This window comes from Geofilum sp. OHC36d9 (genome assembly GCF_052400685.1).
In the GTDB taxonomy this organism is placed as follows: Bacteria; Bacteroidota; Bacteroidia; order Bacteroidales; family Marinilabiliaceae; genus CAZHHH01.
In genome coordinates this window covers 245,765-262,239 of record NZ_JBQTGJ010000002.1, presented here as the reverse complement: position 1 = coordinate 262,239, position 16,475 = coordinate 245,765, and the positions used below count along the sequence as shown (strand labels likewise).

At 40.2% G+C, this 16,475-nt stretch carries 10 protein-coding genes; 5 read left to right on the top strand and 5 right to left on the bottom strand.

Translation table 11 applies throughout. The features are described from left to right. Positions 1-370 precede the first annotated feature (370 nt). Positions 371-3,001: an alanine--tRNA ligase gene (gene alaS, locus ACT3CD_RS03895; protein WP_444643127.1), complete on the top strand. Its 2,631-nt coding sequence runs from the start codon at positions 371-373 to the stop codon at positions 2,999-3,001. A gap of 104 nt (positions 3,002-3,105) precedes the next feature. On the opposite strand, the gene ACT3CD_RS03890 is transcribed toward alaS, so the two are convergent. Then, positions 3,106-4,206, bottom strand: a complete 1,101-nt coding sequence (locus ACT3CD_RS03890) for a CapA family protein (protein WP_444643125.1) — start codon at positions 4,204-4,206, stop codon at positions 3,106-3,108. A 483-nt stretch (positions 4,207-4,689) separates the two neighbouring features. Here ACT3CD_RS03890 and ACT3CD_RS03885 point away from each other — a divergent pair, with 483 nt between their 5' ends. Together ACT3CD_RS03885 and ACT3CD_RS03880 are read left to right on the top strand one after the other, a co-directional pair. After that, on the top strand, positions 4,690-6,510 hold the full coding sequence (locus ACT3CD_RS03885; protein ID WP_444643123.1) for an AMP-dependent synthetase/ligase: 1,821 nt from the start codon (positions 4,690-4,692) through the stop codon (positions 6,508-6,510). A 145-nt stretch (positions 6,511-6,655) separates the two neighbouring features. Continuing rightward, positions 6,656-6,847 carry a cold-shock protein gene (locus ACT3CD_RS03880; protein WP_079556320.1) on the top strand — a complete coding sequence of 64 codons (192 nt, stop codon included), beginning with the start codon at positions 6,656-6,658 and terminating at the stop codon, positions 6,845-6,847. 369 nt (positions 6,848-7,216) lie between these two features. Here ACT3CD_RS03880 and ACT3CD_RS03875 read toward each other — a convergent pair whose 3' ends face one another. The 4 genes from ACT3CD_RS03875 to porU form a co-directional block, all read right to left on the bottom strand. Beyond that, positions 7,217-7,546 carry a thioredoxin family protein gene (locus ACT3CD_RS03875; protein ID WP_444643121.1) on the bottom strand — a complete coding sequence of 110 codons (330 nt, stop codon included), beginning with the start codon at positions 7,544-7,546 and terminating at the stop codon, positions 7,217-7,219. Between the two features lie 64 nt (positions 7,547-7,610). After that, a complete protein-coding gene (gene ispF / locus ACT3CD_RS03870) occupies positions 7,611-8,093 on the bottom strand; it encodes a 2-C-methyl-D-erythritol 2,4-cyclodiphosphate synthase (protein WP_444643119.1) in 483 nt (160 codons plus the stop codon). Positions 8,094-8,104: 11 nt separating this feature from the next. Then, positions 8,105-9,268, bottom strand: coding sequence for a type IX secretion system outer membrane channel protein PorV (gene porV / locus ACT3CD_RS03865; protein WP_444643117.1), 1,164 nt, complete (start codon positions 9,266-9,268; stop codon positions 8,105-8,107). A 66-nt stretch (positions 9,269-9,334) separates the two neighbouring features. Continuing rightward, a complete protein-coding gene (gene porU / locus ACT3CD_RS03860; RefSeq protein ID WP_444643115.1) occupies positions 9,335-12,748 on the bottom strand; it encodes a type IX secretion system sortase PorU in 3,414 nt (1,137 codons plus the stop codon). Positions 12,749-13,594: 846 nt separating this feature from the next. On the opposite strand from porU, the gene gldJ reads away from it, so the two are divergent. Further along, positions 13,595-15,088 (top strand): gliding motility lipoprotein GldJ, encoded by a 1,494-nt coding sequence (gene gldJ / locus ACT3CD_RS03855; protein ID WP_444643113.1) that lies wholly within the window; start codon positions 13,595-13,597, stop codon positions 15,086-15,088. An 83-nt stretch (positions 15,089-15,171) separates the two neighbouring features. Next, the gene (locus ACT3CD_RS03850; protein ID WP_444643111.1) at positions 15,172-16,470 is read left to right on the top strand and encodes a UDP-N-acetylmuramoyl-tripeptide--D-alanyl-D-alanine ligase; all 1,299 of its coding nucleotides are present in this window, start codon (positions 15,172-15,174) and stop codon (positions 16,468-16,470) included. Positions 16,471-16,475: the final 5 nt, after the last annotated feature.

Genomic DNA, 16,475 nt, shown 5'->3' with positions numbered 1-16,475 from the left:
AAAAAAATGACATTAAAGTACATTAATCTGCTGATTAATCTATTTTTGCTGGCTAAAAAGGAAAACAGCGGTTATCATTATCGTTTAATGCGCCTTTTTTTGCATTTTTGCTATTTCTTTTTATTTAGTGCTTGCCTGAAATCGCCAGTCACATATAAGAAAGCTTCATTTTAGAGGCTTTCGGAGCTTGAAAAATGTGATTTTACCCTTGTAAATGAACATTTTGAAAGCGAGTGTGACGAAAAAAATGGCGTTTACTTGCTGACACTATTTAGAATTATGATATTTGAATTGTCCTGACTCAACCATTGCAGGAATGGCTTATACGTAGATGGATTATAAAAGGTTTAAAAATTTGATTATTAATTATATGACTGCGACCGAAATTAGAAAAAGTTTTTTAGAATTTTTTGAGTCTAAAGGACATAAAATTGTGTCTTCTGCCCCTATGGTGGTTAAGGACGACCCGACGCTTATGTTTACCAATGCCGGGATGAATCAGTTTAAGGATATTTTTTTGGGTAATGCGGAGCGTCAGTACCCAAGGGTGGCAAACTCACAAAAATGCTTGCGCGTCTCGGGAAAGCATAATGACCTCGAAGAGGTGGGGCACGACACCTATCATCACACCATGTTCGAAATGTTGGGTAACTGGTCGTTTGGCGATTATTTTAAAAAGGAAGCCATCGATTGGGCCTGGGAATTTTTGACTGAGGTACTTAAACTGGATAAGGACTGTTTGTATGCTTCGGTATTTGAAGGTGATAAAAAAGATAAGGTTGATTTGGATACAGAGGCTTTAGAAGGTTGGGAAAAGCATCTGCCTCGGCATCATATTGTTAATGGCAATAAAAAAGATAATTTTTGGGAAATGGGTGATACGGGTCCGTGCGGCCCTTGTTCTGAAATTCATATTGACTTGCGTGATGCCGACGAAAGAGCAAAGATACCCGGCGAAACGTTAATTAATAAGGATCATCCTGAAGTTATTGAGATTTGGAATCTGGTATTTATCCAGTACAATCGTATGGCTGATAGTTCGTTGAAGCATTTGCCCCAAAAGCACATTGACACCGGTATGGGCTTTGAACGTTTGTGTCGTGCGGTGCAGGGTAAGAAATCGAATTATGATACCGACGTTTTTCAGCCTATCATTAAGCGGGTTTCTGAGTTGTCGGGCATTGCCTATGGACAGTCGCCCGAATCGGATGTCGCCATGCGTGTGGTGGCCGATCATTTGCGAACCATCGCATTTGCCATTACTGATGGCCAGTTACCTTCAAACAATAAAGCGGGTTATGTGATTCGTCGTATTTTGCGACGTGCCGTTCGGTATGCCTACACGTTCCTGAAGGTGAAAGAGCCTTTTATGTATAAGGTTTTGCCGGCACTTTATGAGTCGATGGCTGATGCTTATCCTGAATTAAGCAAACATAGAGATTTGATCGGAAAGGTTATTCACGAGGAAGAGGAGTCTTTTCTTCGTACGCTTTCAACAGGCATCAATCTTCTCGATAAAATAATTTCTGAAACCAAAGCCGGAAATTATAAAGTGGTAAACGGGAAGGCTGCTTTTGAACTTTACGACACATTTGGTTTTCCGCTCGACCTTACAGAGCTTATCCTTAAGGAAAATGATTTGGTGGTCAACAGACGGGAGTTTGAAATTGAAATGACGGCTCAAAAGAACAGAGCGCGTAATGACTCTGCAATTGAAGCCGGAGACTGGGTGCAGCTCGAGAACGACGATCATGAGGAATTTATTGGGTACGATTATCTGGAGGCCGATGTAAAGATTGTGAAGTATCGCAAGATTTCGGCCAAGAATAAAACATTTTTTCAATTGGTGTTTAATATAACGCCTTTTTATGCTGAAGGCGGCGGACAGGTTGGTGATTATGGTTATATTGAGGCCGATGGGGAGCGATTTCCTGTTATAGATACAAAAAGAGAGAATAATCTGATTATTCACATTGTGTCGAAGTTGCCATCGAATCCGGGGGCTGTGTTTCATGCCGTTGTGGATGCTGAGCGCAGACGGATGACAGCCAATCATCATACCGCAACACATTTGTTGCACCGTGCATTGCGGCAGGTATTGGGAACTCATGTTGAACAGAAGGGGTCGTTGGTACATCCCGATTACTTGCGCTTTGATTTTTCTCATTTTCAAAAGGTTTCAGATGAGGAGATCCGTAAAGTGGAGCATTTGGTTAACAAGGCGATTCGCGCTAACTCGGCACTCGAAGAGCATCGTGAGTTGCCAATGGCTAAGGCAAAAGAGATGGGTGCAATGGCCTTGTTTGGCGAGAAATATGGCGATGTGGTACGGGCTATTCGTTTTGGAGAGTCAACGGAATTGTGCGGTGGCACTCACGTGAAGGCTACCGGCGAAATTGGCTTTTTTAAGATTCTGAGTGAGTCATCGGTAGCTGCCGGTGTGCGTCGTATTGAGGCTGTGGTCGCCGACAGGGCTGAAGAGCTCATTAATGGACAATCTGATCTGCTCAGGGAGCTTAGTCAGATGTTTAAAAATCAGTCCAATGTCCGAAAAAGTGTGGAACAAATAGTTAATGAAAATACGGTTTTGTCCAAACAACTGGAGAGCATAAAACAGAGTATGATACAGATTGAGAAGCGTGCGTTGGTTGACGGCGCTGCATCTTATAATGATGTTACACTGATTAATGCTGTATTAAAACCCATTTTGGTGGGAAATATGAAGGATTTGGCGTTTCAACTGCGAACCGACACGGCCGATGATTTGGTGGCCGTTTTGGGAGGCGAGAACGATGGCAAGGTTCAGTTGGCTGTTGTTTTGACTGATAGTTTGGTTTCCAAAGGCTTAAATGCAGTAGAAATTATACGTGCTGTAGCCGCTGAAATTCAAGGTGGTGGTGGTGGACAACCTTTTTTGGCCACCGCAGGGGGCAAGAAACCCGAAGGTCTTGAAAAAGCTATGCAGAAAGCTATTGCTTTGATTAAAGAGAAGTTATCGTAATGGCAGTTGTAATAGGGTGAATTAATTGACACCTTTTTACCATGAACTGAGATTTTTATCAAAAAAAGAGGTGTGTTTGCTGTTGCAAATGTGCCTCTTTTTTATTATTCCAGAGGCCACCAATCGGTGGCTTCTGGTACGTTGATATTGGCACGGAAAACAGCTCTGGCTAGTTTGGTGTATTTAAATAGGCCTTCATATCCTTTGGGGATGTATGATGGTATTGACTGGGTTTCGTAAACTGAGGCCGGCAGAACCAGGTACTGTTTGCGTCCATTGACAACAGGGATGTGTACCCACGTCAACTGATACTCGGCTTTGGTAATGGTTACAGTATTATTATCTTTTGTTAGCTCTACGCGGAGCATCGCACCTCCATCGGTGTAAGGATAACGTTGGTTGGAGACGAAATTTCCCAAAGAATAGGCAGTCAGGATGTTTTCACCGAATTGATTTTTTGTGAGATAAAAGGGTTGTATCACATGTGGGTGCGAACCTACAATCATATCAACCCCTTTGTTATGCAGAAAGTCGGCTAATTTTTTTTGTGTTTGATTGGGCGTGGTTTCATATTCGTTACCCCAATGAATAATAACAATAATTTTATCGGGCTGAAGGCTTTTAGCATAGTCCAGATGGTCAGCCATTTGGGTGGTGTCAATCAGGTTAACAATGTTTGGTTGCGTTACTGGTATGCCGTTGGTACCATAGGTATAGTTAAGCAAGGCTAGTCGTATGCCTTTAATTTCAACCAGTTTAACCAGGTTAACATCAAAATCAAGACTGTCCTTAAATGTTCCGGTTCTTAGGAAATTTAAACTGTCTAAAATATCGATGGTTCTTTCAATTCCTTTTTTACGTCTGTCGCATGAGTGATTATTAGCCGTTACCAACATGTTAACACCAGCGTCTTTTAGGGCTGTTACCAGAGCGTCGGGTGAGCCAAATTGGGGATAGCCAGAATAGGCAACGCCAGGCAATGTGGTCTCAAGGTTTCCAACCACTAAATGGGCCGAACGGAAAACGGGCTCAATCCAATGAAAACATTCGGTGTAATCGTAATAAGAACCATTGTTACGCGAGGCACTGGTAATTTGGCCCCCATGCCCCATAATATCTCCAAAAAATAATAATGAGACGGGTTCCTGACCAACAAACGGAAGTGTTAGAAGGAAGAACGAAAAGGCTATGACTGTTTTTTTCATTTTTTGATATTTTGAACACCAGATTATAAACTGTATTTAGTGCCTGTCCCTAAACTTAAGTGTTTAAAATATAAAGTTCAAATTCAAGGCCTGTGAAGTCATAAAAATCAAGGCGTTTACTTTTCGTAAATGACTGTTTTTATGACAAGCATAACGCAGAAGTTGACTTTATAGACAAACGCTATTTAGTGTCTGTCCTTAACGACGATAGTTTATAGACCGACGATTATTTGACAAGATAGTCAAATTTGTTATTTAGTATTAACCAGAAAATTCAGGTTTTGGATGAAAAATGTACAGATTTAAGGCTTGAATAGTTCGAAGAATGTGTGGTTCTTTTTGTAAATGAATGTTTTAAGTGCAAGAGTGACGAAAAAAAACAGCCTTTTCTTACTGACGCTATTTATGACTACCATTAATCTTCTTATTTTTTTACCTTTACGGCCCTTGTTTTTGTATCATTTATTGTTTAATTATTTGAATATGAATATTGAACGGACATTTGACCTGCTGTATAATTTAAGGGTTAATCATGCCCAGCGCAATGTTTTGGCAGCCAAACGTGAAGGGCAATGGGTGACTTTTACGGCTGAGGATTACAGCCGGACAGCCAAACGATTTGGTTATGGATTGATGGCGAAAGGTTTTCAAAAAGGCGATAAAATTGCAACTGTATCCAATAATCGCCCCGAATGGAATATGGTTGATATGGGGATGGCTATGGCAGGTATCATTCACGTTCCTATTTATCCGACCATCGGCGAAGATGAATTCAGGTATATTTTAAGTCACTCCGATGCCCGGATATTGATTGTTTCCGACATTAATTTTTATCGGAAACTGAAACCTTTGGTCGATGAAATTGAACATATTGAGGCTATTTACACCTTTAACTATTACGAAGACATCCCTCATTGGAGTGAGATTACCAAATTGGGTGAAGAATCGCGTGTAATTTATAAAGATCAGCTGGCTGCAGTACGGGACGCAATTTTGCCCGAGGATGTTGTGTCAATTATTTATACTTCGGGAACAACCGGGAATCCAAAGGGGGTTATGCTATCGCATCGTAATTTTATAAGTAATGTGGAAGGGTGTTCGTCTATGTTTCCTTTAATGACTGGTGACCGGGTATTAAGTTTTTTACCATTGTGCCATGTTTTTGAACGAATGGTGAATTATTTATTTCAATACCTTGGTTGCACGATCTATTATGCTGAAAATCTGGGAACTATATCTCAAAATTTATTGGAGATACAGGCCAACGCTTTTGTGACGGTTCCTCGTGTTATCGAGAAGATTTATGATCGTATTGTATCTAAAGGGGAGGCTCTTTCAGGTATTCAGAAGTTTGCTTTTTATCAGTCGCTAAAATTGGGTTCAAAATTTCGTTATAACGGGAAACATCATTTTTGGTATGGATTACGCTTGTGGCTGGCACGTAAAATGGTCTTTTCGAAGTGGCAAAAGGCGTTTGGCGGAGAACTGAGATTTGTAGTCTCAGGGGGTGCTGCCTTACAGCCGCGTTTGAGTCGGCTGTTTTTTGCTGCCGGAATACCATTGCTCGAAGGCTATGGATTGACCGAAACGTCTCCGGTTATTGCGGTGAATCATTTGAGTAAAGATAATTGCTTACGTATCGGAACCGTAGGTCCTGTACTCGAAAATATAAAAGTTAACATTGATGACGATGGTGAAATATTGGTCAAGGGCGATAGCGTGATGAAGGGCTATTATAAAGATGCTAAAAATACAGCTGAGGCCATCGATCAGGATAATTGGTTTCATACCGGTGATATCGGAACTTTAGTTGAAGGTCGTTTTTTGAAAATTACCGATCGTAAAAAAGAGATGTTTAAAACCTCCAGTGGTAAATATATAGCACCGCAGGCTATCGAGAATCTTCTTAAAGAGAGCTTTTTTATTGAACAGGCGATGGTGGTTGGCGAAAACGAAAAGTTTGCCAGCGCATTGTTATTGCCCAATTTTGAATATCTGCACATGTGGGCCAATAATCATCGGTTGCCTTTTCGTGATAACCAGGAGCTCATCTCTCATCCAAAAGTGTTTAAATTGTATCAAAAGGAAGTGAATGAAGTGAATAAAAGTCTGGGATCGCATGAGCAACTGAAACGCTTTAAACTGGTATGGGAAGACTGGAATGCCATTACCGGCGAGTTATCGCCCACTTTAAAATTGCGACGTAGAGTTTTGTATCATAAATATGCTTCGCAGTTACGCGAAATTTATTCCTATGGTGCTAATGAGGAAAACAGGGGTACCCATAAGTTTTATAACGAATAAGTTGGGACTGTTTTTTCTTTGCGGATTTTGGTGTGACGAGGGAAAATATTAAGCGGTAGTAATTTTTTTTAGTTTTATTTAAAAAAAAGTTTGGGTTATAGATAATTATCCTACCTTTGGACTATTAAATTTTTATATTATTATCATGAACAAAGGAATTGTTAAGTTTTTTAATGACACCAAAGGATTCGGTTTTATTAAAGATGAAGAATCAGGAGAAGAGTACTTCGTACACGTTACAGGTCTTGTAGACAAGATCCGTGAAAACGATGAAGTGACCTATGACCTTCAAGAAGGTAGAAAAGGTCTTAACGCTGTGAATGTTAAGCTGGCTTAGTTATAAATCTATTATAACTTCCGAGAACTTAGGCGGTTGTCTCTTTTAGAGACAACCGCTTTTCATTTTATCCCGATGGTCGGATCTGTATTGGAATGCGTTTGATAAACGTTGGTTTGCTTTTGATGACTCAGAAAATATGATTCAGAGAATTGTTTTTTTTAGTTATGGGGTATTTTCAGAAAGATGGTTCCTACTTTTAAATAGTGCCTGTCCATAAAGTCGGGAGTTTGAGCTATAAAGTTCAAATTCAAGGCTTGCACAGCTCGAAAAATGTGAGTTTACTCCCGTAAATGACCATTTTGAGAGCAAGCGTAACGCAGAAGTTTGGACTTTATAGACAGACTCTAAATAATCTTGATTCGCCATTTAGTCAAAGAGCAAGGCGTAGGGTCTTTGTAAGGCAGCTTCCAATTCTTGAAGACCTATGTTACGACTAAACCGATAGGTTTCATGTCCTTCAAACCAAATAATAATGGTTGGAACGGTAAAAACCGACAAAGAGGCGGCTACATCGGGGGTAAGTCGGATGTCACAATAAATAGGTTTTATTAGTGGAAATTTTTTTGAAAGTAAGTTTTCTACTTTGGGCTTTAAAACTTTACATACGTTACACGTGTCATGCGAAAAGTACGTTAATACTGCTGCTTCGGTATTTATAGTGCGCTCAAATGATTCTAATGTTTGAATGGTATTCATTATTGTTTAATATTGTTGTATTATTTCACTCAAACAAATTAAGTATGGTTATGTTTTAAAGTTCTCAGTTTTTTTTGTAAAGCATTACTACCGCATATGCTGAAATGCCCTCGCCTGTACCAACAAACCCCATTTTTTCGGTTGTGGTAGCTTTTATTGATAAGTCTTTACTACTAATTCCCATCACTTTTGACAAAGTCGCTTGCATTTCGGGTATAAACGGATTTATTTTGGGTTGTTGCAGACAAATTGTACTGTCGATATTCCCCACTTCATAACCGGATTTATGGATTATATCCATTGTTTTTGAAAGCAGTATTTTGCTGTCAATACCTTTTAAAGATGGATCGTTATCCGGGAAATGATAGCCAATGTCGCGTTGATTAGCTGCTCCTAATAAGGCATCGCAGATAGCATGTATTAATACGTCACCATCAGAATGCCCTACCGAGCCTTTTTCAAAAGGGATTTCGATACCACCGAGGCAAAGCTGGTAATCAACAGCGAGTCGGTGAACATCGTACCCCATTCCAATTCGCCAGTTCATTTAAGTTTTTATTAGTTTATATTGAATTGATCCAGATCTACAGATAGGGAAAAACGAATGGTGTTAGCCAGAGGACTGGATTGTACTACGGGGATGATGTATGAAGCATCTATTGTTAACATGTTAAATTTGAGGCCCACACCAGCAGTGAATAGCTTGCGATTACCTTTCGTTTCGTGTTCGTGAAAATAACCGGCACGTACGGCAAATTGTTTGGCATACCAATATTCAGCACCGATCGCATAAGATATTTCGTGTAGTTCTTCCTTTAATCCGCCTGGAGCATCTGAAAACGACAGAAGCATAGCCTTTGGCACCGAAGTGTCGCGGTATTTTTCTTCATAGCTTTCATTTTCATCTGTATTTAAAGGTGGGGTAGGAACCAACAGTTTATTAGCATCTATGGTAAATGTAAAACTATTGTATTCGTCAATATCTGTTGAGTAGCCTACTCCCAAACGAAGGTTGGTTGGAATAAATTGTTTTTGTGTGCCATCGTAGGTTATTTTTTGTCCGATGTTCGAAATGTCAATACCAGCTGTTAACTCCGAATCGTCATTTAGCAGGTCTGTTTTTGTTCTATAGAAAAATGAGAGATCAGCGGCAAATGAAGTTCCGGCTTCCAATTCTCCATTTTGTGAATAGCCTTGATATAAATCAGAGTAGATGAAGCGAAATGCGACCGACCCTGATAAGTGCTCCGATAACATTCTGCTGTAGGCAAGGTCTAATGCAAATTCATTGGGTTTTACTTTGTAGCCATAATCGTATTCGTTTTCCTTAAAGGTGATATCTCCTAATGTGAAATATCTTAATGAGGCACTTATGACCTGCGTTTTATCGAGTCGGTAAAAGCCTGTCAGATAATATAAGTTTATGTCATTTACCAATTTGCGTAACCATGGGGTGTACGAGATTCCTACGCCATAGTTTTTGTCAATAAAGGCAAATTTTGATGGGTTCCAGTGTTGTGAATTGATGTCGGGTGAAAGAGCCACGCCGGCATTTCCCATACCTCCTGAACGAGAGTCTGGTCCTATGTTTAGAAATGGGACAGCGGTGCTGATGATGTTTACCTGACCGCTCAAAGAAATATCGTTTTGCGCATGGCTATTTGGGGTCGTAAACAAAACTATTGCAGCTATCAGTGCGACTGATTTAATATTAACTTTCATATTTCGTTTGTTGGAGTTTATCACTTTTTTATGTTATTACTTTAAAACCGTTTTTTCCATAAATTATTATGGAATAACAATTATTTTTTTTGCTATTTGATTCGATTTCCCGGTAGATGTTTCAATATCAAATTGCACAATGTACCATCCTTGTTGTTTTATTCCGAGCGTCGACAAATGTAATACAATTGGCCCAATAAGGTTGTTTTCGGCGATGGATTGATATTTTTCAGAGCCTGTTTTTCGCCCGGCCTGATTATATCCGGTAGCTGTTATGGTAATTAAAGTATTACCTTCTTCTGTTTCAAAATTCAGGTAGGCAGGCGACGATAGTTGCACCGGATTTGGATAGTAATTGAAGTTTCGGATTGTTAATGCATTGTTATCTGTTACCTTGAAATGCGTGGAAACAGAGGTTGAGTTGTTGAAATTATCCCAGGCTTTAATGGTCAGTTCATGGTCGCCCGTTTCGAGGGTTGAGAGTTGGTAAATAAGCTGTCCACTTTGATAACTGTTCTCATCGGCCTGGAAGTAATCATTGAGGCTGATGGGGTTATTGTGGTCACCGTCGATTATCAGCAATAGATCATGGCCAATTCCCGAGCCAGTCGTGTTAATCCCTGACGCGTCATTGAGTTCGAGATATAGAATAGGCTGAGTGCCTGTTTTATCCCCATCTTTGAAGTCCGCATTGTTAATGTAAAAGGTTATTTCAGGGCCTTCATTGTCCTCTTCGGCATCGGGGTTGAAACCGCCTACAATAAAACCGGTGTAAGCCCCCATGGCCTCCTGTGATTGATCTTCGGAGACGGCATAATAGCTAATGCGTCCGTAATCGAAATTGTAGCGGATATCATAGGGCACCATAAATTGAACTGTAAAATGTCCTTGTTCGACTTTTGCTTTCCCCTTAAAGAGTAAATTACTGTATTCAGTATACTCAAAAGGCGTTTCTCCGTCGTTCCCTTTTGTTTTGATTGAAAGAGCTTTGTCAAAAACTGATATTTCAACGGTCCCGTTAAAATCAGAAAGTAAATTGTTGTCAATGTCTGTTATTTCGCCTTCTATTTCAGCAATGGACAATGCTTTTAATGTGTCGGGAGTAGAGGTCACCGCCATGTTGTTTATTTTAACGGTGTTGATTTCGTTGTCAGGATATTTTAGCCTTAGAGCCGGATCCCCTAAAAGAGTGAAATTTAATTTGTTGATTGTATTACCGATGTTGTTTTTAGTGTCTTTTATAATATCGCCAAAAGCGCCATGCGTATTACCATCCTGCATTTTGAAAACCTGATCGAAGAAGGCCTCGTTAAGCTGATGGTTCAGACTTGAGTATACCAGGCGCGTGGTGCTAAGGAGTGCGATTGCTCCTCCGTTGGCATTTAAGAAAACCAGTTCTCCGGCGGAGACTTTATCCGGATCGTCAAAGCGACTGAATTCGCAGGTGGCTGTTACAAATAACGGCAAACGGTTGAGGTTGGTCCAGTTTTGTATGGAGGCACTGGTAATAACCTGTTCGCCCGAGAGGCCATCGGTTCCGCCGTGTCCCACATAATTAAAAATAAGTGTCCCTTCAGCTATTGCGCGATCAATAGCTTCCTGGGCCTCAGGGTACTTGTCTCCCATTGTCGCTGATGTTTGAGTATAGCTGTCCAGGTAAATTTTTTGAACGTCGAAATTGGGATATTCAGCATTAATTTTTTCGGCTAAATCATCGGCATCAGTCACGTGTATATTGCTATCCTCATCGTCGGCCACAAATGTTATTTTTTTGCGCCATTGGCCGGTTGTTTGATTTTCAAGATAGGTTTTTACCTTATCAACCGCTATGCGGGCATCACTCTTTGTTCGTACCGGGAAACGGCCTATTCCGATTCTTAATTTGTCGGAGGCATCACTGGCACCAGCTGTAGGATCCAAAAAGCCATAGTAATCATCGGTGACGTACGATTGTGATAGGTGTACCGAATTTTCCGATTCATAAGTTGGGATCCAGGTGTTGGTTGCTGGGTTGTCGGTGGTTTGGTTTGTGTAATAGCCATTGCCAAACAGAAGTAGGTATTTGGGCTGTTCTGAGCTGTTTTCACCGGCTTTTTCGTATAGCATCCGCATGAATGAACGTATTGCTGTCGGGTCGGTATGTCCCCACGAAAATTCGTTGTAAATTTGTTGTGGTGTTACAATGATCGGATCCAGGGAACTGTATGTTCGATGCAGGCTGGCCAGCTCTTCTGCATAATCCGAGAATTCTTCAGGGGCAACAATTACATAGTCAATTCCACTTAGTTTATGTAAGTCTTGGTTGGCTACGTTTTCTTCTTTTACAGGAGACGGGAATGTGCCGTCGGGGTTAAAAGCAATGTATGTGTGAAGATCCTCTTCAGAAGCTAAAAACGTTAGCTGGTTACCGTTTAATGTGGTTGTTACTTTTGACGGTGTTGTAATGTCTGTTATATTCCATACAAGAGTTGAACTATTGGCATTTTTGAGATTGAAACGAGTTAGCCCGGAACTGGTCAAGGCTGTGGCATCTCTGAACATTAATTCATCGTTGGCAAGAGTTAATTCTGCACGGGCATTAATTGTGATGTAATCTAGCCAGGCACTTGAGGTGGTGGATGCGTCGGAGTAGGTAACAGTCAGATCAATCGTCTCGGAGGTTGAATATAGTTGGCTCAGCGCCTGATTCTCTCTTGCATAGTAACTTTCGTAATCACCTATTGATATTTTGATAAATGAGAGCGTTAAGAAAGGAACTAAATCATCGTTGTAAAAGTTTAGGTAGCTGGTTTGCGATGAGCGGGCAGCAGCAGCAGCCTCTATTTTAATCGCCTTTGCCAATAATAGATGGTTAATTGTAAAACTAAACTGACGTGATAAGGTTCCTGTGGAGGAGAATATTTCGCCAAATTTTTTTCTTCCTGATTTTTTACCTGAAGGCATCGGATTCAATGATTCTTTTTCGTGAAAGTCCAAATAATCATATGAGTTCGTTTCATAGGTAACGGTACCTGTAGGGCTGTCCTTTTCAATGATGGGTTTTGTGTCGTCGGTTTCTGACAAAAAGTAGTAGGCTTTTTCTGAATACAAGTGTTGCTGATGCCTGAAAAATTGATCATTTTCATCCCAGATCCAATTCACTGGGCCATGGCCATAAAAATAGATTGCTTCGTTATAATGCCAAACGCCTACAATTGGCAAATCGTCAGGTCGGTAACTGCTGTTTAATGCTGGCACCAGTTGTCCCCCGTAACCAAAAATACTTACTTTTTCGGGATTGGAGAACCCCCATTCTTTTAGCGTACTATAGCTTATCTTATGTATGCCGCTTTGCGTAATACTTATTTTTAACCATAGCCCTTCAGCCAGACGTGAATGGGTGGCATAGTTGGCACTATTTACTGGCGACGCCGGCATGCTTGAAATGTTATTTAGCCCGCTAAATATCAGAAATATGAATATGCGAAATTTGTGATGCATGTGCAAAATTTATAATTATAACATTATCCAGGTCAGGAGGTTTATCTGCAAAAGTAGATTTATTTTTATTTGAAACGATTAGAGGCAATTAAATGTTGTGTTTTTTGTGAAAAGAAAGGATTTTTATTTTGAATTTAATGAGGAGTTTAGTCTTCTTTCATAAAAGTATAACTTCATTGAATGAAAATATCCGGGTGAACAATAGGAATATGAAGAAATAATTTATTTACGTATGAACGCAAAAAAAAATGAAGCTTTATTAATTTGGTGCAAGTGTTTTAGGTCAGCTCTACATTCAGTTTAAATATTTAAATAACGGAATTTGTTTTTTGTCTAAAAGAGGCGAAAAAGAGGTGAGATGCGATTAAATTAATGTCCAAAAACGGGAGGCAGTGAGTGAAAATATTTATCTGAAGAAAATTTTATCACAGATGTTTTTATGATACCATAAATTTCATTTTATATGTTATCTTAAATAGTTTCCGTCCATAAAGTCGGGAGTTTGAGCTATAATGTTTAAATTCAAGGCTTGCGTAGCTCCAAAAAGGTGTGTTTACTGGTGTAAATGACCATTTTTATGACAAGCGTAACGAAGTAGTTGACTTTTATAGACAAACACTAAATATTTAATTTTATTGTTGTTTAATTTGTTATTACAGGCAATAAATATTGAAAGATTTCGTTAACGTTGCAGTTGAATTAATTTTTGCGTGAAAAAAGTGAATTGTATTCAAATTGATATAACCTTTTTCTATTTTTGTAGTATAAAGCGAAAGAAAATTGGTTTTAATTCAGATTATAAATGCATTGTTTTTCATTGCAATCAAGTACTCAAGAAGATAAGCTATGAGATGTAAATTCAGTTTGTTATTTGCTGCTGTTGCCGGTATGGCATTGGTTTCGTGTGGCGGCGGTGCTAGTAAAAGCGCCTCAACCACTACGGGATGGGAATATAATTCTTCAGATAATGGAGGATTTGAATATAATGCCAACTTTGAGCAGGACATGGGACCAGGTCTTGTTTTTGTTGAAGGAGGTACTTTTATTATGGGTCAGGTCGATGAAGACGTTATGCGTGAGTGGAATAATAAACCACGTCGGGTTACAGTGCCCTCTTTTTATATGGATGAAACAGAGGTTCGCAACGTCGATTATCGTGAATACTTATACTGGATTAACCGTGTATTTGTGAGTTATCCTGAAGTTTATCGTAAAGCTTTGCCCGATACTTTGGTTTGGCGTAGGGCTTTGGCTTATAACGAACCTTTGGTTGAGAATTATCTTCGTCACCCAGCTTATAGTGAGTATCCCGTTGTGGGTGTTAATTGGTTACAGGCCAGTGATTTTTGTGCCTGGAGAACAGACCGTGTCAATGAAAAAATTCTTGTAGATCAAGGTATTCTTGAATTGGATGTGAATCAGCAGGATGAAAATAATTTCAATTCAGAAGCTTATTTATATGGCAAATATATGGGGACTGATGGTAAACGACCAATGAGAGATTTGCGTTCACCGGATAAGGGGACTCGTCGTGTACGTGCCGATGATGGACTTTTATTGCCTCGTTATCGTCTCCCGACCGAAGCAGAGTGGGAGTATGCTGCAATGGGTTTGGTTGGAAATTCTTTCTCTGAGCGATTGACTGATCGTAGAATTTATCCTTGGAATGGTCACATTGTTCGTAATGCTGATAAAAAGGAAAGAGGCAAGATGATGGCGAATTTTGTTCGTGGTAATGGTGACTATATGGGGATGGCCGGAGATTTGAATGATGGTGGCGATATAACTGTTCCTGTTAAATCTTATTATCCAAACGATTTTGGTCTTTATTGTATGGCTGGAAATGTAAATGAATGGGTCGCAGATATTTATCGTCCTCTTACTTTCGATGATATGGATGAGTTAAGTCCTTACCGGGGTAATGTTTTCCAGACAAAAGTACTTGATGAAGAAGGTATGGTTGTGGATCCCGATCAATATGGACGTATCCGTTATCGTGAAGAAACAGATGAAGATATTCAGAACAGATACAACTATCGTACTGCTGATAATCGCAATAACCTTGATGGTGACCCAGGCACTAATATCGTCACAGGCACTGATTGGCGGGAATCTACCGGAGAAACATCTACAATGTATGCTGGAAGTACCGGTGCTTTAAACAGTATGATTTCTGATCGTACCAGAGTTTATAAAGGTGGTGGTTGGAGAGATCGAGTTTATTGGCTTAGCCCTGGCACCCGACGTTTTCTTGATGAACGCGAGGCACGTGACGATATCGGTTTCCGGTGCGCAATGACTCGGGTTGGTACGCCAGTCTCTGCCAGCAAGAAAAAATAGCAAATTGATTGATTTAATATAAAAGCCGGATTTTTCCGGCTTTTTTTATGCAAATTTGTTACATAAACAAAATGTGTTGTGTGATGATGGAACAGCTATACGATGCTTATTTAAAGCACCGGAGTGTGACAACCGACAGCCGGAATTGCCCGGTCGGTTCTATTTATTTTGCTTTGAGGGGCGATCGGTTTAATGGGAATGATTTTGCTTTGTCGGCATTGAAGGCTGGATGCGCTCTGGCTGTTGTTGATGACATTCGGATAAGAAATGAGCCGGGCTGCTTATTTGTTCAGGATTCTTTGAAGGCGTTGCAGGATTTGGCGCTGATTCATCGACAAAAGGCTGGTGCCCTAATTATTGGTATTACCGGAACCAATGGGAAAACGACCACTAAGGAGTTGTTAGCTGCCGTGCTCTCCAAAAAATACAAGACATGGTTTACGCAGGGTAATTTTAATAATCACATTGGGGTCCCATTAACGATTTTATCCATGCCTGTTGATACAGAAGTTGCCGTTATTGAAATGGGAGCTAATCACCCTCATGAAATTGATTTTTTGTGCCGTATTGCGCAGCCCGATATGGGCCTGATTACCAATGTTGGGAAGGCTCATCTTCAAGGGTTTGGATCTTTTGAGGGTGTGATGAAAACGAAAGCTGAATTGTATGAGTTTTTGAAGCGTAATCCTGGAATTGTATTTCTTAATACGGATAACGATTATTTAAAGGCAATGTTAGGAGAGATTGACTCGGAAGTCATCCGTTATGGCACCGGAAGCGAATGTTATGTGAAAGGTAGCAATGCCTCAGCAAATCCTTTTTTGTCATTTGATTGGGAGGCGGGTAATGTAAAAAGGCAACAGGTCTCCATGCGTCTTTCGGGTTCGTATAATTTTGAAAATGCACTAGCAGCCATTGCTGTGGGGGTTTATTTAAAGGTCCCAACGGATGATATTAATGCTGCTTTAGGTCATTATAGGCCAGTGAATCATCGTTCGCAGATATTGACAACAGATGCTAATACTATTATTTTGGATGCCTATAATGCCAATCCTACAAGTATGGCGGCTGCTTTAGATGGATTTGAAAAAATGCTTCATAAAAAGAAAGTGTTGATACTCGGGGGAATGCGCGAATTGGGCAATGAGAGTGAATCCGAACACCGTTTATTGGTCAATCGGCTCTTGACCATGAAATTTGAAAAATGCTGGCTGGTGGGGGAAGAGTTTTCCGCCTTGGTGCCTCTTGACGCCCGGTTTTCGTTTGCTGAAAATGGTGATGAACTTTGTGAAATTTTGAAAGTTAAGCCTTTTAGTAATTCCCTGGTGTTGGTGAAGGGGTCACGAGCGCATAAGTTGGAACGGGTTACTACGTATTTGTAATTTAG